This window comes from Aeromonas sp. R5-4, assembly GCF_040908215.1.
Lineage (GTDB): Bacteria > Pseudomonadota > Gammaproteobacteria > Enterobacterales > Aeromonadaceae > Aeromonas > Aeromonas veronii.
This window is the reverse complement of the sequence record NZ_JBFODG010000033.1, coordinates 101,849-119,747: the sequence shown is the minus strand read 5'-3', so window position 1 is coordinate 119,747 and position 17,899 is coordinate 101,849. Positions and strand designations below refer to the sequence as shown.

Here is a 17,899-nt window from a genome sequence, read left to right as displayed (position 1 = left end):
TATGCCACGGCACGCCCTGGCGCTGAGCCAGATCGCGACCCCCAACAAACAGGGAGAAAAGAATGCGGATCCTGCTGGTAGAAGATGATGTGATGCTGGGTGATGGTATGCAGGATGCACTGCGCCATAGCGGCTACACGGTGGACTGGCTGCAACAGGGGTTGCCCGCTCTGGCAGCCCTCAAGAGCGACGAGTTCGCCGCCCTGATCCTCGATCTCAACCTGCCCGACATCGATGGCCTCAGCCTGCTGCGCAAGTTGCGGCGTGAAGGACACCAGTTGCCGGTGCTGATCCTCACCGCCCGCGATGCGCTGGACGATCGGGTGGTCGGCCTCGATGCCGGCTCCGACGACTACATGGTCAAGCCCTTCGCCCTGCAGGAGCTCAACGCCCGCCTGCGCGCCCTCGTTCGCCGCAGCAAGGGGCAGGCTCAGGCGGTGCTGGAGTATGGCGATATCCTTATCTATCCCGAATCCCAGCAGGTCACCTATCAGGGGGAGGCGGTCAAACTCACCCCCCACGAATACAAGTTGCTGCAGGAGCTGATCAGCCAGAGCGGCCGGGTGCTGAGCAAGGATCAGCTGCAACAGAGCCTCTACGGCTGGGATGAAGGGGCCGAGAGCAACGCGGTAGAGGTGCATATCCACCATCTGCGCAAGAAGTTCTACAGCGACCTCATCCGCAATATTCGCGGGGTCGGCTACATCATTCCCCAGCTCGAACAGCCAAGCCGGACACCCGCACGATGAAACGTCCCCGCTCCATTCGCCGCTTTCTGCTCACCGGTATCCTGACGCTGGTGAGCCTGAGCCTTACCATCAGCGCCTTTATCGGCTACATGGAGGCGAGCCACGAAATGGAGGAGCTGTTTGATGCCCGCCTCGCCCAGTCGGCCCGCATCACCAACCAGCTGCTGGCTCGCTATATGGCCCAGCAGGGGCAACTGCCCGCCAACGGCACCGTCTATCAGGAGTGGGAAGCGCAAAATCCCGATGAGTGGCAAAAAGACCCCAGCCTCAACCTGACCGGCGAAGATCGGGAGATCACCCCCTACGGCCACGAGTTCGAACGCAATCTCTACTTCCAGCTGCTCGATGAAAAGGGCGGCTTGCTGCTGCGCGCCCCCAGCGCCCCGGAGCAGCCGCTGGTCACCCTGGCCATCGGCTTTGACACGGTCGAAAAAGATAATCACCAGTGGCGCACCTTCACTCTCTACAACCAGCAGGAGCAGACCTGGCTGGTGGTAGCCGAGCGGGACGACGAGCGCAGCGAACTGGCCAGCAAGATGGCCACCCTCACCATGCTGCCGCTGCTGATCACCCTGCCCTTCCTGCTGGCCCTGCTCTGGTGGCTCATCACCCGCGGGCTGGCCCCCCTGCGTCAGCTGGCCCAGGCCATCAGCGAACGTCACCCCGCCAACCTGAGCCCACTCAGCCTCAAGATAAGCGCTCAGGAGCTGACCCCCCTCACCAACGAGATCAACCGGCTAATGCAGGCGCTGGCGGAGACCATAGAGCGGGAGAAGCAGTTCACCAACGAGGCGGCCCACGAGCTGCGCACCCCGCTGGCGGTGCTGCGGATCCACAGTGAAAATACCCTTGCGGCCGAAGATGAAGTGAGCCGCCAGCAATCCCTGCACAAGATGCTGCAGGCCCTCGACCGCAGCGATCGGCTGATCCGCCAACTGCTGACCCAGGCCCGTATCGACAACCAACAGGGACTGGTACTAACCGAGCTGGAGGTAGGCCACCTGCTGCAAGGCACCCTGGCAACGCTGGCTCCCATCGCGCTCAAGAAGGATCAGCAGCTGTCGCTGGAATGTGAAGTGCCGCAACTGGTGATGGGGCAGGCCACCCTGCTCGAACTGCTGTTCAGCAACCTGATCGACAATGCGCTGCGCTATACCCAGCCGGAGGGCGAGATCAGGGTGCGGGTACTGCGAGAGGGCAACCGGGTGAGGGTAGATGTGAGCGACAATGGCCCCGGCATTCCCGCCAACGCCTTGCCCCGGCTGTATGAACGCTTCTTTCGGGTCAATCCCCAGCAGGGGGATGGCGTGGGTCTCGGCATGGCCATTGTTTCGCGCATCGCCCAGCTGCACGGCGCCGACCTCGATGTCCACAACCGACCGGAAGGGGGGCTGGAGGTGAGCGTCTGGCTACCGACCCACACCCACTCCCAGCCCTGATCCGAAAATGACAACGCCTCCCAAGGGAGGCGTTGTTCATGGATAGTTAGCACGCTAACGCTACGCGACTTGTCGCCGCGCCATCACCGGCAGATCAGGCAAGCAGCGCATCCAGACCTGCCGTCACCGCCTCCATGCGATGCCCGCCAGAGTGTTCAATCACATAACGCTTGCCCACCTGGGAAGAGGCATCCAGCCCGAACACACCGTGCTCCACCTTCTGGCTCAGCGGATCCCCGCTGGTGTTGACGTGGGTTACATTGGCATCGTCCAGCTTGTGAGCGAGGCGATCCCGCAATCCGACATGCAGCCCCATGCTGTTGAACGCCGTGACCTTGAGCCCGTGCTTGATGCCGGCATATTGCGCCAGCCCCCCCCCCAGCGAGTGGCCCAGCACCTCGACCTTGCCGCCATACTGCTGGGCAAAGGCCTTGACCAGCCGGTCGGCATCTTGAAACGCGCTGTCCTTGATGCCTAGGGCCGCGCCAGCATCGCTCTTCAGGGTGCCGGGACGTTTGGCAGGTTGAGTACCCACGAACGAGAGCACCATGGTATCGCCACGCTTGTAAACGGCGACCTTGAGCGCAGACCAGGCATCACCTGTCAGGATAAAGGGGTCATTCTCGTTCTTGCCCGGGGTGACATGAAGTGTCAGGGCACTCCCGGTGCCACCGGAACCATCTTCACGGCGGGCCAATATCGAAGGGGGAATATCTGCCAGCGTGGCGTGACTGTAGCCTGCCGGCATCTCCCGATAACTGCTGGAGCAGCTGACCCGCGCCAGCTGGGCCGCATCCATCACCGCTCTCGCCCCCTCGGCAGTCAGCGGTTCCTGCTGCGCCTTCGCCACGAAGGCCGGTTTGATGATCCCCTTGGCGGCACTCAAGGCCTGCTGTGAGCCTTGTTGCAACCGCTCTGACATACCGAGCGGCAGATGGGAGGCCCCCTTCATCACGCTACCCGCCAACCCCAGAGAGGAGGAGGCCACCAGACGCGCCGCTGACTCGCCAAGGTTTTTCACCCCGGCCACCCCGGCCGTCACCGCACCGCTGGCCACGCTGCTGACACCACCGGTGATATTGGCCAGCCCTTTGATGATGGCGCCCGTCCAGTAACGGGCCTTGCCCTTGGCACTCTGGGCATGGGAATCATGGCCGCCCTGGATGGCGATGCCAATCTTGCGAGCCGGGGCACTGAGGGTCAACCACTTGAGCGAGGTATTCAAGACCTTGCCCGGCTGAACCCGGGAGCCGAAGCCGAGACTGGTATAGTGAGAGGCCAGATTGTGATGAACCGAGTGCTGGCGAGATGAGGATTGCACCTCGCCATGCTCATGAGAGGCCACAGCGCTAGCACGCTGGGGTTGTCCAATACTTTGAATAGACATCTTCTACTCCTGATTAATACCAATGACGATCCATCAACACGGGATCATGACGCCAGATAACGGGGAGGGAATGGCAGCTGTCTCCTGCTGGGCGTTCAACGCCTGCAATTGCGTCTGCAAGGTGACGCCGAGATCAAGAAATTCGCCCAAGGTCTGCATAAACAGAGTTTTATCGAGCATTTCGATAAGAGAGGAAAAGGTCAGCACCAGATGGTTGCTGCGACTGTCCAGACTGATCTGGCTTCCCCCCGTGGTCAAACCAAACATGTTCAGCTCAAGGGCCGAGCGGGTCAGCTGCAACTGACCGACCGCATCGTCAGGCAGACGCAGCAAGGGGATATAGAGGTAGCATGCCTGCAGATCATCGTTATCGGGCACTTCGACCAGGCACTCGCCATCCAGACCGAATGGCACACGGCAGTGGCCATCGCTGCCCAGACTCAAGGCGACGCCCTGCTGTTCGCCCGCGAGCAATAGCCATTCAGATACGATTTGTTGATAGGGTTTCACTATGATGCACTCCACGCTCAAGCCCTTGCTGGCGAACGAGCTCGCACGCTTCAGGGTATGGTGGAGATGCTACCTCTGGCAGAGGGGCGGGGATTTAGCTGTGAAACGGCGTTTTTTAGATTCACGCCGAAATTGCCCCTAACGGCAGGCGGGCTGCACGGTAAAGGTTCGACTGGAATCCACCGGGCCCAGCTCCGCCAGCAGACGTCTGCCCAGCAGCACCGGATAGATCATCTTGCTGCGATCCCGCAGGGTGAACCACTCCTCATACACCTTGTCCCCCAGACAGATGGACATGGTCACCGTTGGCCGCTGCTCCATGCCGCCCGCCCCGCGCACCGTCACGCTGCGCTCGACCCGCCGCTCGAACTGCTGTTTGACCAGCTTGCCGCTGTCGGCATCGGTCACCACCAGCATGAAGCGCACCCAGGGCTTGCCATCCCGTTTGAATCTGGTGATGGCGCGTGCATCGAGGGAAGAGGTGAGCGCACCGGTGTCGAGTTTCATCTTCACCGCCACGCCGGTAGGCAAAATAAGCCCCTTCTCGATCCAGCCATAGCTGGTCGGGGTCTCTGCCAGCGCACTGCCACACAGTGCCAGCATCAGGGTGATCCCCACCATCATCTTGCCCATTTTACTGCCCTGCCTTGTCAATCCTGCGCCCAGATCTACCACAGTCCCATTGTGGGTCAATCCGATTTATTTCAGCTACTTGGATAATATCTGGCGGGTCAGGAGAGAGACGACAAAGAGTGGCCGAACGGCGGCCCAAGCGGGCGGGAATATCGTAGGAGAGCAAGGCACCGAACGGTGCTGGATGAAACTGGTGGTTAACCTCAGGTTGTGACGCCAAAGGCTACCACAAGGATTTACAAATTATCAGTCTTGTTCTGAAGGGATTTTTGCCTACACTGTTGTAAACCGGAGGGCCTGAAAACCACCGGTTTTTTTGCGCCTGCCGAAAATTTGCCACTGCAAAAGTGACTTTCAACAAGGCTCAATAAGGAATTTGTAATGCGTATCGAAGAAGACTTGAAGCTCGGTTTCAAGGATGTCCTGTTCCGCCCCAAGCGCTCTACTCTCAAGAGCCGTTCCCAAGTAAGCCTGACCCGTCAGTTCACCTTCAAACACACTCAGACCCAATGGCAAGGCGTGCCCGTTATCGCCGCCAACATGGATACCGTCGGCAGCTTTGCCATGGCGCGCACGTTGGCCGGTTTCGAGATGATGACCGCGGTACACAAGCACTACAGCCTTGAGCAGTGGCAAGCTTTCGTCAACGAGACCGACCCGGCGCTGCTGGGCCATGTGATGGTCTCCACCGGCACCTCGGCTGAAGATTTCGCCAAGACCCGCCAGATCCTCGCCATGTCCGAGGCGCTGCGCTTCATCTGTGTCGACGTGGCCAACGGCTACTCCGAACACTTCGTCGAGTTCGTGCGCAAGATTCGTGAAGCCTGCCCCAACCACGTCATTCTGGCGGGCAACGTGGTGACTGGCGAGATGGTCGAAGAGCTGATCCTCTCCGGCGCCGACATCGTCAAGGTCGGCATCGGCCCGGGCTCAGTCTGCACCACTCGCGTCAAGACCGGCGTCGGCTATCCGCAGCTCTCTGCCATCATCGAGTGTGCCGATGCGGCCCACGGCCTCGGCGGCCAGATCGTCGGTGACGGCGGCTGCACCTGCCCGGGCGACGTCGCCAAAGCGTTCGGCGGCGGTGCCGACTTTGTCATGCTGGGCGGCATGCTGGCAGCCCACGAGGAGTGCGGTGGCGAGATCGTCGATGTAGACGGTGAGCCTTTCATGAAGTTCTACGGCATGAGCTCCTCCAGTGCCATGGACAAGCACGCCGGCGGCGTCGCGGAATACCGCGCCTCCGAGGGTAAAACCGTGCTGCTGCCCTATCGCGGCCCGGTCGAGAACGCCGTGCGCGACATTCTGGGCGGCGTGCGCTCCACCTGTACCTACGTGGGTGCCAGCCAGCTGAAAGAGCTCACCAAGCGCACCACCTTTATCCGGGTACGCGAGCAAGAGAACAACGTCTACGGCAAGGAGTAACCTGCCACAGACCGCCGTCACGCGCTGACGGTTAGAAGCCAGTCAACCGGTGTGCTACCCTGCGCACCGGTTTTTTTGCATCTGGGATCCCGAGCCATGACCACTCACCTGCCCCCGTTTGACTGGGATATCTTCTGTTGCATCGTCGACAACTTCGGCGACATCGGTGTCACCTGGCGACTCGCCCGCCAGCTAAAGCGGGAGGGGAATATAGCGGCACATGGCGATGCGGTTCAGGTGCGGCTCTGGGTGGACGATCTGGCAAGTTTCGCCCGCATCTGCCCCGGGATCGACCCGGCACAGGATGGTCAGTGGGTCGATGGGATCTATATCCAGCATTGGCATGAGACCCTGCCGACCGACATGACACCGGCCAGGGTGGTGATCGAGGCCTTTGCCTGCGAACTGCCCGCCCCCTTTATAGAACTGATGGCGAGCCAACCCAAGCCCCCCTGCTGGATCAATCTGGAGTACCTCTCGGCAGAGAGCTGGGTCGAGGATTGCCACGCCCTCGCCTCGCCCCAGCGGGTTGGCAATAAAAGCCTCAACAAATACTTCTTCTTCCCTGGCTTTACCGCTAAAACCGGCGGCCTTTTGTGCGAACACGACCTCATCACCGAACGGGAGCAGTGGCAACAAGATGAAGCGGGACTGGCAGCCTACTGGGCCAGTCTCGGTTTGCCGCCCAGACAAGAGCACGAGCTGCGGGTCAGCCTCTTTACCTACGAGAGCGAGGCGCTGAAAAGTCTGGTCGAGAGCTGGTGCCAGAGCGCCACGCCCGTCACCCTGCTGCTGCCGCTGGGGCGCTCTCTCAACGATGTGCTCACCGGCGCCGGTCTGGCAGATGCCATCCCTGCGGCCAAAGCGGGGGATCTGCTCCACTCGGACAACCTCACCATCAAGCTACTGCCGATGACCGATCAGGCCGGTTACGATCGACTGCTGTGGAGCTGCGATCTCAATCTAGTACGCGGGGAGGACTCCTTCGTGCGGGCCCAGTGGGCGGCACGTCCTTTCCTCTGGCACATCTACCAGCAGGAAGAAGAGGCCCATCTGGTCAAGCTGGAGCAGTTCCTTGACCACTACTTATCCGATCTACCCGCCGAGTGCGGCCAATGGCTGCGCCGCTTTAATCTGGCTCTCAACCGTGGCGAAGATTGCGGCGAACTTTGGGCCCAATGGCCCGGATATAGCGCCATTTGGCAGCAACATGGGCGAAGCTGGTCACAGAAGTTGCTCCGGGATGGGGATCTCGTCACACGGTTGGTGAAATTTTTAGAAAGCCGTATATAATCTGGCAGTTTTTATCCGTCCGTTTCACGAACAGGAATTTTTTACATGAAAACCGCTCAGGAAATCCGCGCTGGTAACGTAGTCATGATCGGCACCGAGCCGATGGTGGTCCAGAAGGCTGAATTCAACAAATCCGGCCGTAACTCCGCCGTGGTCAAAATGAAGCTGAAGGGCCTGCTGAACGGCAGCGCTACCGAGACCGTCTTCAAGGCCGACGACAAGCTGGACGTTGTTCAGCTGGAGCGTAAAGAGTGCACCTACTCCTACTTCTCCGACCCCCTGTATGTCTTTATGGACACCGAGTACAACCAGTACGACGTAGAGAAAGACAACCTGGGTGACGTGCTGAACTACCTGGTAGACGGCATGGAAGATCTGTGTGAAGTGACTTTCTACAACGAGAAAGCCATCTCCGTAGAACTGCCGACCACCATCGTGCGCGAAGTTGAGTACACCGAACCGGCAGCCCGTGGCGACACCTCCGGTAAAGTGACCAAGCCTGCCCGTCTGAAAGGCACTACCTACGAGCTGGCTGTTGCCGCTTTCGTAGAGATCGGTGACAAGATCGAAATCGATACCCGCACCGGTGAATTCAAGCGTCGCGTCAACTAATTGACCGCTTTGAATTGATTGCGAAAAAGCGAGCCAACGGCTCGCTTTTTTATTGCCTCCGAGTTGCCATCACATCGCCCGCCTTCAGAAAATCCCGCCGCCGCCGCTAACCCAGATAACCGGGGGAGCACACTATGGCCAGATTATCCTTATCACTGCTGTTATTGACCTTGCTGGCTGGCCATGGGGCAGAGGCGAGCGAGGTTGCCCCCCCCGTTGCCGAACCTATGCCCCTCGACCACTGGCAAGCCAGCGACTGGAAAGGGTTGCCCGATGCCACCCAGATCGACAAGCAGACGGTGCTATTCGCCAAACACGACAGTGAAAACTATCTGGGGCTCGCCATTTTACTGCCCGACTGGCAGCGCAGCGGCCAGCTCTGGCAACTGACTCGCGCCCTCGGCCGACTGGGCTTTGATACCCTGCTGCTGCTCCCCTCTTCCCAACAGACCGAACTGGACCCAGCCGCCGAGAAAAAAGCGAAAAACAGCGATGAGTTTCGCAAGCAGTTTGCCGAGCGGATCAACAAGCTGGCCGATGCCAAGCTGCAGGAGGGGGGCTTCAAGCTGATCCTGGCGCAAGGTACCGGCGCTGCCTGGACAACCAACCTCATCGCTAGCGAACAGTTGCCCGCCCCCGATGCACTGGTGCTACTCGATGGTTTCTTCCCCAATCAGCAGAGCAACCAGACCCTGGCCAAACAGGTGGCTCAGGCGGCCATCCCCACCCTGGACCTCTATCAGGAGGATGGCGGTCGCTGGCCACTGCTGGCCGCCGAGGCCCGCAGAAGCGAGAGCCGGCGCAGCAACAAGCTCAACTATCGCCCCTACGCCCTGATGGAGCTGGAGGAGACCCCCACCCGCATTCAGGGCTGGCTCAACCATCTGGGCTGGCTCTAAACCAGCCGCCACCGTGGTACAATAAAGCGCGCGCCAGCTCACATCTGCCGGATAAAGCCCAGCCATGACACAGCGGCAGGCTGGCCCTGACTGCATCCTCTTTGGCATCATGGCCTCTCGAACCTGAACAATGGCAGGAAGGCCCATGCAGCAGATTGTGTTTCTCGACAGCGATACCCTGGATGCGGGCATCACCCTGCATCACCCCGACTTCCCCCACCACTGGCAGAGCTATCCAAGTACTACCCCGGAACAGGTGGTGGAACGGCTCAAAGATGCCAGCATCGCTATCATCAACAAGGTACGGATCGGCGCCGCCGAACTGGCCCAGCTGCCAGAGCTCAAACTCATCGCGCTCGCCGCCACCGGCAGCGACAACGTGGATCTGGAAGCGTGCCGCGCCGCCAACGTCGGGGTGTGCAATATCCGCAATTACTCGGGCCCCTCGGTGCCGGAGCACGCCATGGCGCTGATGCTGGCCCTGTCGCGCAACCTCTTCTGCTGGCGCCAGTCGCTGCTGGAGGGGCGCTGGCAACAGAGCGGCCAGTTCTGCTTTTTCGACCACAACATCATGGATCTGCACGGCAAGCAGCTTGGCATAATCGGCAAAGGGACGCTCGGTCAGGCGCTCGGCGAGCGGGCCAAAGGGATGGGGATGACAGTGCGTTACGCCCAGAGCCAGGTCGGCGCCAGTCACGAGGAGGATCGCTTGCCCCTCGACGAGTTGCTGCAAAGTTCGGACGTCATCAGCCTGCACTGCCCGCTCACCCCCTACACCCGCAACCTCATTGGCGAGCGGGAGCTGGGTCTGATGAAACCGGGCGCCCTGCTGATCAACGTCGGCCGTGGCGGGCTGGTGGATGAGGAGGCGCTGCTGCAAGCGCTGGCCAACGGCCGCCTCGGTGGCGCCGGTTTCGATGTGGCGAGCGTCGAACCGCCGCCTCCCGACCATCCCTTGATGAAGGCGCTGCAATACCCCCATTTCATCCTCACCCCCCATGTAGCCTGGGCCAGCGAGGAGTCGATGCAGCGGCTGGCCGACCAGCTTATCGACAACATCAACGCCTTTGCCGCCGGTCGCCGTCAGCACCGGCTGGTCTGAGCAAACATGCAAAACGGGGCCCACTGGCCCCGTTGTTTCATCCCCACCACTCACGACAGATGGCGATCAATCGTCGTCATGCCATCTGTGTTTTTTGTGCTTCTTGTGCTTTTTGTGGTGCTTGTGATGGTGGTCATCATCGTAATAGCGATCCTGACTCTTGTGGCCATCGCCCGTCTTGGCACCGATGGCCGAACCGCTCGCCCCGCCGACCCCGGCGCCGATCAGCTGCCCGGTATCACCACCGACACTCTTGCCGATAGCGGCACCGCCCAGCGCCCCCACCGCGCCGCCAAGGGCCGCTTCATTCTTGTTGCCCTTGTTGGCCGTCGCCGCACCACCAGCTGCGCCGCCCAATGCAGCCCCCACCAGCGCACCGGTATCACCCCCCAGCTCCTTGCCGATCATGGTGCCCGCCACCCCGCCTGCACCGCCACCCAAAATGGTATTGAGGGTCTCGGAGGCGTGCACGGTCGTGCTGCCAGCCAGCAAGGCGCCCAGCAGTGCCAGTGCGCGAAGAGCACGCGAATTCATCTCCATGGGTACTCCTGTCAAACCTGATTAATATTCAGCGGCACTATACAAAGCGCCACGGGGTTCGCCAGCCAGCAGAAATGAGGGATGCGACAGTCAATGGCCGCACGGCCACCGCCCAGAATGGAAGAGTAAAATCAACCGATTGAATTTAAAGATTAAAATCACCAAAAAAGCCACACTATTACGGCTGGGCGCCCCACAATCTGGTTGTCGCGTCCCGGCACAGACCCGCCGCGCTGGGACAAAAGCTGTCAGTCAGCAGCCTCATCCGCCAGATGCCAGTAGTCCCGGCCAGCCTCCTTGCTACGATAAAGGGCTGCATCAGCACGCTCGAAGATGGGGTCGGCAACGGGTGAATGGTAAGCGCCGCCGATACTCAAGGTGACCTGCCCCTTGTGCTCACGCCACTGTTGATGTCGCACCACGTCAAGCAAACAATTGAGCTTCTCCGCCAGCTCATCCTGTGGCTGTTGCAGCAGAGCGGCAAACTCATCGCCCCCAATCCGGTAAACCGTGCTCACCCCCAGCACATCAGCAAGACAGTTGGCCACCCGACACAGCACCTGATCGCCGAAGGCATGACCCCGACTGTCATTGAGTCCTTTGAAGTGATCAATATCAAACAGCAGCAGCCAGAAGCGCTCCCCCCTCAGCTCCAGCGCGCTCTTGTGCTGCTCGAAGGCTCGCCGGTTCATGATACCGGTCATAGGGTCCCGCAACAGCGCATCCTGCCCCTTGAGGAAGCTAGCCCTGACCTGATCGATCTCGTTCAGGCTGCGTCGCACAAACCAGGTATTGGCCTTGGTGATGGGGGGAGAACTCTCCAGATTGCGCACGATACCGGTCAGCGAACCCGACACCAGCGCCTGCTCCTGGCGGAAGATCCGCACCAGCAGACTCAGCGTGCAACACCAGATGGCAAACAGGGAGATCAATGGCAAAACCACCATCTGCAGCGCCTCATAGAGGCTGTTGCGAAATAGTACGGGCGGCAGATAGATATTGAGATCCCAGCCAATATCCGCCAGCTCGCGTTTAAGGAAGGTGCCATGACACAACACATCCAGACCAAGCCACTGCTGGCCCTGATGCTGCTCGATGGGGTGATCTGCCAGCAGATCCATATTGCTGCCCACCACCAGCTGGCCGCTGTCGCGCAAGGTAAGATAGAGTGCGGCCTGATTGCCGCCAACCGTCCGTTGTAGCGCCTGCTGCAGCGAGTCGAACGACATGTCTACCATCAGCAGCCCCAGCAGTTGCCCCTGCTCGTCCCGCACCCGTTTGATCAGGCTGAGTATCAGTTCATTGGTATTGTATTCAGGGTAGGGGCCAAACCAGACGAGCTCGTCGCCCGGCATGGTGGTCACCTGATACCAGGGGCGCAGCGCCGCCTGATAACCGGGGGGCGGTAGCCAGTCCGGGTAACTGTCGATACGATCCGCGTTCAGGTTGTAAAAGTAGATGTAGTGGTTGCCTGGTTTGATCTTGTGCGCAATGGCCCAGATGGGGGAGTCGGCCAGCCCGCCGCGAGCGATCTTCTCCTTGTCGAGCGAGGCCTCCAGCACCGCCAGTTGCCGCTCATTGACCTTCACCATCTCGTGGATCAGGGACGCTTCAACGGAGGATGCCATGTGGCCGAAGCCGGATACCGTCATGTCGATATCCCTCAGATAGCTGGCAATAGCCATGATGATCGTCACTATCAGGATCATCAAACCAATCAATGCAGAGAGGGGGACCAGCACATAGTAGCGTTTATTGAGATACGAACGGCTCACATCACATCCGAACCAAGAAAACATACGGGGATTGTGGGAGAGAAAGGAGAGTGAATCGTTGATTAATATCACTTTCGCGCCCCTTAAATGACATTTCCAACATTAGCGAAACGTCAAGGTTCGCAAACGAATATCAACTGACAGGAAAAACGCTAGTTACCCCGGGTTAACCCCGCTCTGCATTGCGGGTGTTATAGTCTATACCTGATTCGGCAGGCGCTGGACACACCGTCCATCACCGGCTGCAACGCCAAGCAGAACAAGGAGATGTTATGAGCAGTCCGTTTATCGAACAGATCAAAGCACGTCGTACCATCTATGCCCTGGGCGACCAGGTGTCCCACACGCCGGAGCAGCTGACGGCCCTGATCCAGGATGCCATCAGACACAGCCCCTCCTCCTTCAACTCCCAGAGCTCCCGTGCCGTCATCCTGTTTGGCGCCCAGCACCACAAGTTGTGGGATATCGTCAAAGCCGAGCTGAAAAAGATTGTGCCGCCGGAAGCCTACGCCCAGAGTGAGGCCAAGGTAGATGGCAGCTTCCGCGCAGGCTTCGGTACCGTTCTGTTCTTCGAAGACACCGACGTCATCAAGGATCTGCAGCAAAAATTCGCCCTCTACGCAGACAACTTCCCCATCTGGTCGGAACATGCCACTGGCATCGCCCAGTTTGCAGTCTGGACGACGCTGGCACAGGAGAAAGTCGGTGCCTCCCTGCAGCACTACAACCCGCTGATCGACGAGGCGGTACGCAAGGAGTGGAACCTGCCCGCCAGCTGGCTGCTGCGCGCCCAAATGCCCTTTGGCAGCATCAAGCAACCGGCCGGCGACAAGACCTTTATCGACGACGCTACCCGTTTCCGTGTTTTCAAATAACCGTTGAGATAGCAAAACGCCCCCGCATCTCGGGGGCGTTTTTATTGCGACAAGCAATCCTGATGACGCAGGCTCATGCCGTAGCATTTATCCGCCACGCATTATCTCCGCCGCTCAGGCGGGCAGCATCACCAGCAGGGACTCGCCTTCCTCCAACTCCACCTTCACCCCGCGCCAGTCGCGGATCACCGCCACCACCGACGGATTGAGCGGCGCATCGCCCCCTACCTGCACCACGGTGCAACCTGCACGCAGGGCACTCTCGATACCGGCCGGGGCATCCTCGAACACCAGACAACAATCGGGCGAGACGCCAAGCCGTTTGGCTCCCAGCAGATAGGGTTCGGGATCGGGTTTGCCATTGATCACTGCTTCTGCCCCCACCAGTTCGTGGGGCAGCGGCAAACCGGCACAATGCAGGCGGTGACGAGCAACCCGCTCACTGGCGGAGGTCACAATGGCCCAATGCTCTGGCGGCAAGCGGCGCAGCAACTCGCCAGCCCCTGCGATGGCGTCGCCACCGGTATGCTGCATCTCCAGCTCGTCAAGCCGCGCCGCCTCCCGCTCCACATCCAGTTGCGGGGCCAGCGCCCGGATCACCTCTCGTGAGCGCATGCCGTGGCACATCGCCAGCACCGGCTCGGGGGCCAGCTGATGATGCTGACACCAGAGCCGCCACACCTTCTCCACATCGCCGGTCGAGCAGACCAGGGTGCCATCCATATCGAGCAGCAGGGCGGATACCGACAGGGTGATCGTGTTCATGCCTGCACTCATACAGGCACCCCGGCCAGCTCGGGCAGAGAGCCAGAGAGCGCATCGGCAAAGGCCTGCTGCTGGGCGGCACGCTCATAACAGGCGAGTGCCTGCTCGGTACTGCCTGCCCACACTTGCAAGGGGCCGACCACAAACCCCTGTTGCAGCAGGCTGGCGAGCAGCTCCCCCATCTCCGGGGCCGCCAATGGCTGGGCCAGCACTAGGGTGCCCTTGATCAAAAAGAGATAGCGTTGGGTAGACATGATATGGCTCCTTGTTCCGGTTCAGAGGAGGGCGATTCCCCCCTTGCCGAGCCATTAGAACAAGGCGATTAGATAATTTATAATCAATAAATCGCCACTTTGGATAACCAATTGGAATGAAATTCGACTTGAGGCAACTGCAGGCGTTTGTGACGCTGGCCGACACCGCCAACTACCGGGAAGCGGCCAGCCGCCTCTTTATCACCCAGCCGGCCCTCACCAAGCAGATCCAGGGGCTGGAGCAGACGCTGGGCTGCACCCTGTTCAAACGGGGCCGCTACGGTGCCGAGCTGACAGCACTCGGTGCCCAGCTGCTCACTCAGGCGAGTGCGCTGGTCGAGCACGGTCGGGAGTTCGAAAGCCATGCGCTGGCGGTGGCGAGCGGCGTGGCCGGTCGACTCAAAATTGGCTTCGGTCTGTCGAGTTTCGCACTGGCCCCTGCGCTGGTGGCCCGCTTCAAACAGCAGGTCACGGACGTGATGGTCCATCTGCAGGATATGCCCTCCGCCATCCAGCAGGAGCAGTTGCTCTCCGGCCAGTTGCAGCTTGGCTTTATGCGCAGACCTCAGATGCCCCAGTTGCAGGAGCACAGACTGCTGATCGACCGGCTGGTGCTGGCGGTGCCGACACGGATGACCGAGCCAGACCCGGCCGCATTCGACGTCCAGCAGGCACTGACCAGTCAACCCCTGTTGCAGATGGTGGGCCACCGCTGCCCTGGGCTCAGCCAGCAGATCGCCGGTTTTCTCGGCGCCAATCGGCTGACCGGCATGGTCCAGGAGGCCGAGGATATCCAGACGCTGGTGGCATTGGTCGCGGCGGGCATAGGCAACGCCATCCTGCCGCGCAGCGTCAGCTTTATCGCAGGGCCCGATGTCACCCTCTATCCCCTCTCAGGCCCCAGCTCCGAGTGGGAGGTCAGCATGGTATGGAATCCGGACTTTGCCGACCCCATCAGGGATCACTTCGTCAGGCAGGTGATCGCCAGCCATCCCCTGCCGGTGTCGGCCACGCCCGAGCGCTGAAACCAACGCTCGCTGGTAGCTAACATCGTGCCACGTCAAAACAGTGCGCCCCCATCAAGGGGGCGCATGCAGGACAAAAGCGGCAATGCGGCTCAACAGCTGGCGCAGTGGCTACGGTTTTTACCCGCCCCCTTGGCGCAATAAAGCGCCGCATCGGCCGCGGCCAGCAACGCACCTTCCCCCTCCAGCGGTTGCTCTGCCGTGTAGGTGGCAATGCCAATACTGGCGCTAAGCTGAATATTATTTGCCACCACGATGTCGAGATCGTTGATGGCCTGGCGGATCTCCTCTCCAATCCGCTGGGCCGCATCTCGATCGGTATTGCCGAGGATCAGGGCAAACTCATCACCACCAAAACGGCAGGGCAGATCCGCCGGACGCTGGCAGAAGGATTGCAGAAGATGGCCCACCAGCTGGAGGGAGCCATCCCCCATCTGATGACCAAGATGGTCATTGCACGCCTTGAAGTTATCCAGATCCAGCATGATGAGGGAGAGCGGTGTGTGTTCACGCATGCTGCGCCGCCACTCGTTATGCAAAAAGCTGTTGAACAGCCGCCGATTGGCCAGTCCAGTCAAGGGATCGTGTTGGGAAAGGCTGGCAACTTCCAGCTCTAGCAGCTTGCGCTCGGTGATATTGATATGGGCGATGGAAAAATACTCGGCATCAAGCCCGGGTACCGGCGCTACTCGCATCATAAACCAGCGCTGGGTGTCGGGGCTGTGGCAGGGGTATTCCAGATAGAACTTATCCTGCTGATGACGGATAACCCGGAGGATCCCCTCCACGGCAGCCAATCCAGAGGGCTCGGCTTCATCGTCACAAGCCCCCATGTAATTGACTCCGAGCCAGTTATATCCCTTGGGCATGCCATTTTGTTCACCAAACAGCTCCCAGGCGAGATTGGTGTAATGGATCACGCCATCCCGGTCTATCACCGATATCTGGTCTTCCAGCGAATCCAGCAGCGCAGCCAGATAATGAGCCCGCTCGGAGAAGTGACTTCGCGGCCTCTGTATATCATCCACCATGATGGCCATCCTGTGGCAAAAGTGGCATACCGCCACCTATTAACAACAAAGTCAGCAGATAGAGTAAAGCACCCAATTTCCACTTAGCCAACTGAGACCAAATTTCACCATCGAACACTATCCGGCAAGGTTTCAGGCCAGTTTCCCAGGTCCGGATCACAAGAGCACATCATGAGCATATGTATCTGATAAGTCACATTTAATGGCCACACCACTGATTTTCGCAGGGGATGCCATCGCCCTCTCCGTCCATTTTGGTGTTCGGACAATGTTGCAAAAACCAGGTTGCCTCCTCGCAGGAGGTCATCTGGGAGCAATGCTGCCGACCATCACACTGACGAATAAAGGTCGTTGCCTGTGGCGTGCTGACCTCCTCCTGATTGAAAGAGGAGACCGGCAATGGCGCCATCGACTCGGCCGAGAAAGGGGAATAGATGGAAAAGAGGCCGACGAGCACCAGCAGGGGGATCAGTTTGCCACTCCAACTGCTCTTGCGACGTCGATAGGGGTTACTCCGCTCTCTGGTAGAAGTGGGTCGTGGCGGCTGACTTGCCGCCCGAAACGATGGCGCCGCCGATGATGCGGCCGACGGCACGGCATCCGCCAACGTGAGCGGGCGATCGGGGAAAAAGACCTGTAACGCCCTTGGCTTGCCATCCTGGCCACTGCCAATCAGATAGGTGACACGCTCCCCCGACTCGGGCACCCGGCCATCTGATTGCAGTGCCGTAACATGCACAAACAGCCCTGCACCGCGTGACCCATTGATTGCCTGCTCGGCGCCATTTTGCTCCGGCGTAATAAATCCAAAGCCGCGCGCCTCGTTCCAGCTCGCGATCCGTCCCTGATAACGCATCTGTCCATCCTTGTTGTTATCCATGTGAGCACTATATTGCCCGACAATCATGTTGCCCAAAAGTGCTGCGGCCCGACAGGGGCCGCAGAGTCAATCTCAAAACGGTGATCGGGTGCAGCCTGCGTTAAGGATCAAGCCAGCTGGGACACCTTGATGATCTCGGCGATGCGACCCAGCATCCGCAGCGAGGTGTGATGCTCGGTGGCATCTGCGGCTGCGCAGGCATCCTCCAGAATGGTGATGGCGTAGTCGCGATCGTGACCATCCCGCGCTGCCGCCTGAATGGCCCAGCTAGTGCTCACCCCGCACAGATAGAGGTGATCGATGTGATTGGCCCGCAGGGCAGGTTCCAGCGCAGTACCATAGAATGGACTCACTCTGGGCTTGGCCAGCACCAGATCGCCGGGCTGCACATCCAGATCAGGATGAAAGTCGGTGCCGCTGTCAGCCAAAGAGAGCGCCCCCAACTGGTGAGCGCGACCAAACATGGGAGACCCCTTGGGCTGCAGCTGATAGCCGCCGTCAAAGCCCACCTTGATCAGCACTACCAGCCAGCCGTTGGCGCGGGCATGGGCCAGCGCCTGATTGGCATGCGCGATGGCATCCTGCTCCAGCACATGGGCTGCGGAGGCGGCAATGCGCCCGTCGGGGTGGGCAATATCGTTGATAAAATCGATCACCAGCAGTGCCTTGTTCATCACCTTTGCTCCTTCGCGCATTCAGCCCGTG

Annotated in this window: 19 protein-coding genes; 9 read left to right on the top strand and 10 right to left on the bottom strand. The window is 60.0% G+C overall.

Going from position 1 to position 17,899, the window contains the following annotated elements; translation table 11 throughout:
• Positions 1-62: 62 nt before the first annotated feature.
• Positions 63-749 carry a response regulator gene (locus tag AB5Y83_RS17755; RefSeq protein ID WP_005335091.1) on the top strand — a complete coding sequence of 229 codons (687 nt, stop codon included), beginning with the start codon at positions 63-65 and terminating at the stop codon, positions 747-749.
• Positions 746-2,188 carry an ATP-binding protein gene (locus AB5Y83_RS17750; RefSeq protein WP_368175666.1) on the top strand — a complete coding sequence of 481 codons (1,443 nt, stop codon included), beginning with the start codon at positions 746-748 and terminating at the stop codon, positions 2,186-2,188. The genes AB5Y83_RS17755 and AB5Y83_RS17750 overlap by 4 nt, the downstream gene beginning before the upstream one ends.
• A gap of 94 nt (positions 2,189-2,282) precedes the next feature.
• Here AB5Y83_RS17750 and AB5Y83_RS17745 read toward each other — a convergent pair whose 3' ends face one another.
• The 3 genes from AB5Y83_RS17745 to AB5Y83_RS17735 all read right to left on the bottom strand — a co-directional run bounded on the left by AB5Y83_RS17745 (position 2,283) and on the right by AB5Y83_RS17735 (position 4,718).
• Positions 2,283-3,575 carry a phospholipase gene (locus AB5Y83_RS17745; protein WP_042061108.1) on the bottom strand — a complete coding sequence of 431 codons (1,293 nt, stop codon included), beginning with the start codon at positions 3,573-3,575 and terminating at the stop codon, positions 2,283-2,285.
• A 33-nt stretch (positions 3,576-3,608) separates the two neighbouring features.
• Entirely contained in the window at positions 3,609-4,085 is a 477-nt protein-coding gene (locus AB5Y83_RS17740; RefSeq protein ID WP_234880433.1) for a CesT family type III secretion system chaperone, read from the bottom strand.
• 138 nt (positions 4,086-4,223) lie between these two features.
• Positions 4,224-4,718 carry a RimK/LysX family protein gene (locus AB5Y83_RS17735; protein WP_139477357.1) on the bottom strand — a complete coding sequence of 165 codons (495 nt, stop codon included), beginning with the start codon at positions 4,716-4,718 and terminating at the stop codon, positions 4,224-4,226.
• Between the two features lie 381 nt (positions 4,719-5,099).
• Here AB5Y83_RS17735 and AB5Y83_RS17730 point away from each other — a divergent pair, with 381 nt between their 5' ends.
• The 5 genes from AB5Y83_RS17730 (at position 5,100) to AB5Y83_RS17710 (ending at position 10,049) form a co-directional block, all read left to right on the top strand.
• Positions 5,100-6,143 (top strand): GMP reductase, encoded by a 1,044-nt coding sequence (locus tag AB5Y83_RS17730; protein ID WP_005348017.1) that lies wholly within the window; start codon positions 5,100-5,102, stop codon positions 6,141-6,143.
• 96 nt (positions 6,144-6,239) lie between these two features.
• The gene (earP, locus tag AB5Y83_RS17725; RefSeq protein ID WP_368175665.1) at positions 6,240-7,436 is read left to right on the top strand and encodes an elongation factor P maturation arginine rhamnosyltransferase EarP; all 1,197 of its coding nucleotides are present in this window, start codon (positions 6,240-6,242) and stop codon (positions 7,434-7,436) included.
• 45 nt (positions 7,437-7,481) lie between these two features.
• On the top strand, positions 7,482-8,048 hold the full coding sequence (efp, locus tag AB5Y83_RS17720) for an elongation factor P (RefSeq protein ID WP_005335100.1): 567 nt from the start codon (positions 7,482-7,484) through the stop codon (positions 8,046-8,048).
• Positions 8,049-8,182: 134 nt separating this feature from the next.
• Positions 8,183-8,947 (top strand): DUF3530 family protein, encoded by a 765-nt coding sequence (locus tag AB5Y83_RS17715; RefSeq protein ID WP_236316850.1) that lies wholly within the window; start codon positions 8,183-8,185, stop codon positions 8,945-8,947.
• Between the two features lie 145 nt (positions 8,948-9,092).
• On the top strand, positions 9,093-10,049 hold the full coding sequence (locus AB5Y83_RS17710; RefSeq protein ID WP_204477615.1) for a D-2-hydroxyacid dehydrogenase: 957 nt from the start codon (positions 9,093-9,095) through the stop codon (positions 10,047-10,049).
• Between the two features lie 66 nt (positions 10,050-10,115).
• Here the strand turns inward: AB5Y83_RS17710 and AB5Y83_RS17705 are convergent, their stop codons facing one another.
• Positions 10,116-10,589, bottom strand: a complete 474-nt coding sequence (locus AB5Y83_RS17705; RefSeq protein ID WP_201904902.1) for a YMGG-like glycine zipper-containing protein — start codon at positions 10,587-10,589, stop codon at positions 10,116-10,118.
• Positions 10,590-10,837: 248 nt separating this feature from the next.
• The gene (locus tag AB5Y83_RS17700; RefSeq protein ID WP_368175664.1) at positions 10,838-12,388 is read right to left on the bottom strand and encodes a diguanylate cyclase; all 1,551 of its coding nucleotides are present in this window, start codon (positions 12,386-12,388) and stop codon (positions 10,838-10,840) included.
• A gap of 248 nt (positions 12,389-12,636) precedes the next feature.
• Between AB5Y83_RS17700 and AB5Y83_RS17695 the strand changes: the two genes are divergently transcribed.
• Positions 12,637-13,239 carry a nitroreductase family protein gene (locus AB5Y83_RS17695; protein WP_005348028.1) on the top strand — a complete coding sequence of 201 codons (603 nt, stop codon included), beginning with the start codon at positions 12,637-12,639 and terminating at the stop codon, positions 13,237-13,239.
• Positions 13,240-13,353: 114 nt separating this feature from the next.
• Here the strand turns inward: AB5Y83_RS17695 and AB5Y83_RS17690 are convergent, their stop codons facing one another.
• Both AB5Y83_RS17690 and AB5Y83_RS17685 read right to left on the bottom strand, forming a co-directional pair.
• Positions 13,354-14,004, bottom strand: coding sequence for an HAD-IA family hydrolase (locus tag AB5Y83_RS17690; RefSeq protein ID WP_335863046.1), 651 nt, complete (start codon positions 14,002-14,004; stop codon positions 13,354-13,356).
• 8 nt (positions 14,005-14,012) lie between these two features.
• Positions 14,013-14,258 carry a hypothetical protein gene (locus tag AB5Y83_RS17685; RefSeq protein ID WP_368175663.1) on the bottom strand — a complete coding sequence of 82 codons (246 nt, stop codon included), beginning with the start codon at positions 14,256-14,258 and terminating at the stop codon, positions 14,013-14,015.
• A 116-nt stretch (positions 14,259-14,374) separates the two neighbouring features.
• Between AB5Y83_RS17685 and AB5Y83_RS17680 the strand changes: the two genes are divergently transcribed.
• Positions 14,375-15,283, top strand: coding sequence for a LysR family transcriptional regulator (locus AB5Y83_RS17680; protein WP_368175662.1), 909 nt, complete (start codon positions 14,375-14,377; stop codon positions 15,281-15,283).
• Positions 15,284-15,375: 92 nt separating this feature from the next.
• Here the strand turns inward: AB5Y83_RS17680 and AB5Y83_RS17675 are convergent, their stop codons facing one another.
• The 3 genes from AB5Y83_RS17675 to AB5Y83_RS17665 form a co-directional block, all read right to left on the bottom strand.
• Positions 15,376-16,314: a sensor domain-containing diguanylate cyclase gene (locus AB5Y83_RS17675; protein WP_110302603.1), complete on the bottom strand. Its 939-nt coding sequence runs from the start codon at positions 16,312-16,314 to the stop codon at positions 15,376-15,378.
• A gap of 199 nt (positions 16,315-16,513) precedes the next feature.
• Positions 16,514-17,170: an excalibur calcium-binding domain-containing protein gene (locus tag AB5Y83_RS17670; RefSeq protein ID WP_368175728.1), complete on the bottom strand. Its 657-nt coding sequence runs from the start codon at positions 17,168-17,170 to the stop codon at positions 16,514-16,516.
• Between the two features lie 131 nt (positions 17,171-17,301).
• Positions 17,302-17,868 (bottom strand): cysteine hydrolase family protein, encoded by a 567-nt coding sequence (locus AB5Y83_RS17665; RefSeq protein ID WP_236562374.1) that lies wholly within the window; start codon positions 17,866-17,868, stop codon positions 17,302-17,304.
• Positions 17,869-17,899 lie beyond the last annotated feature (31 nt).

Bases quoted from the DNA above. Each gene is read 5' to 3' on its own strand.
- AB5Y83_RS17755 (WP_005335091.1), top strand. From the start codon at position 63: ATGCGGATCCTGCTGGTAGAAGATGATGTGATGCTGGGTGATGGTATG.
- AB5Y83_RS17750 (WP_368175666.1), top strand. From the start codon at position 746: ATGAAACGTCCCCGCTCCATTCGCCGCTTTCTGCTCACCGGTATCCTG.
- AB5Y83_RS17745 (WP_042061108.1), bottom strand. From the start codon at position 3,575: ATGTCTATTCAAAGTATTGGACAACCCCAGCGTGCTAGCGCTGTGGCC.
- AB5Y83_RS17735 (WP_139477357.1), bottom strand. From the start codon at position 4,718: ATGGGCAAGATGATGGTGGGGATCACCCTGATGCTGGCACTGTGTGGC.
- AB5Y83_RS17730 (WP_005348017.1), top strand. From the start codon at position 5,100: ATGCGTATCGAAGAAGACTTGAAGCTCGGTTTCAAGGATGTCCTGTTC.
- earP (WP_368175665.1), top strand. From the start codon at position 6,240: ATGACCACTCACCTGCCCCCGTTTGACTGGGATATCTTCTGTTGCATC.
- efp (WP_005335100.1), top strand. From the start codon at position 7,482: ATGAAAACCGCTCAGGAAATCCGCGCTGGTAACGTAGTCATGATCGGC.
- AB5Y83_RS17715 (WP_236316850.1), top strand. From the start codon at position 8,183: ATGGCCAGATTATCCTTATCACTGCTGTTATTGACCTTGCTGGCTGGC.
- AB5Y83_RS17710 (WP_204477615.1), top strand. From the start codon at position 9,093: ATGCAGCAGATTGTGTTTCTCGACAGCGATACCCTGGATGCGGGCATC.
- AB5Y83_RS17705 (WP_201904902.1), bottom strand. From the start codon at position 10,589: ATGGAGATGAATTCGCGTGCTCTTCGCGCACTGGCACTGCTGGGCGCC.
- AB5Y83_RS17700 (WP_368175664.1), bottom strand. From the start codon at position 12,388: ATGTTTTCTTGGTTCGGATGTGATGTGAGCCGTTCGTATCTCAATAAA.
- AB5Y83_RS17695 (WP_005348028.1), top strand. From the start codon at position 12,637: ATGAGCAGTCCGTTTATCGAACAGATCAAAGCACGTCGTACCATCTAT.
- AB5Y83_RS17690 (WP_335863046.1), bottom strand. From the start codon at position 14,004: ATGAACACGATCACCCTGTCGGTATCCGCCCTGCTGCTCGATATGGAT.
- AB5Y83_RS17685 (WP_368175663.1), bottom strand. From the start codon at position 14,258: ATGTCTACCCAACGCTATCTCTTTTTGATCAAGGGCACCCTAGTGCTG.
- AB5Y83_RS17680 (WP_368175662.1), top strand. From the start codon at position 14,375: ATGAAATTCGACTTGAGGCAACTGCAGGCGTTTGTGACGCTGGCCGAC.
- AB5Y83_RS17675 (WP_110302603.1), bottom strand. From the start codon at position 16,314: ATGGTGGATGATATACAGAGGCCGCGAAGTCACTTCTCCGAGCGGGCT.
- AB5Y83_RS17670 (WP_368175728.1), bottom strand. From the start codon at position 17,170: ATGCGTTATCAGGGACGGATCGCGAGCTGGAACGAGGCGCGCGGCTTT.
- AB5Y83_RS17665 (WP_236562374.1), bottom strand. From the start codon at position 17,868: ATGAACAAGGCACTGCTGGTGATCGATTTTATCAACGATATTGCCCAC.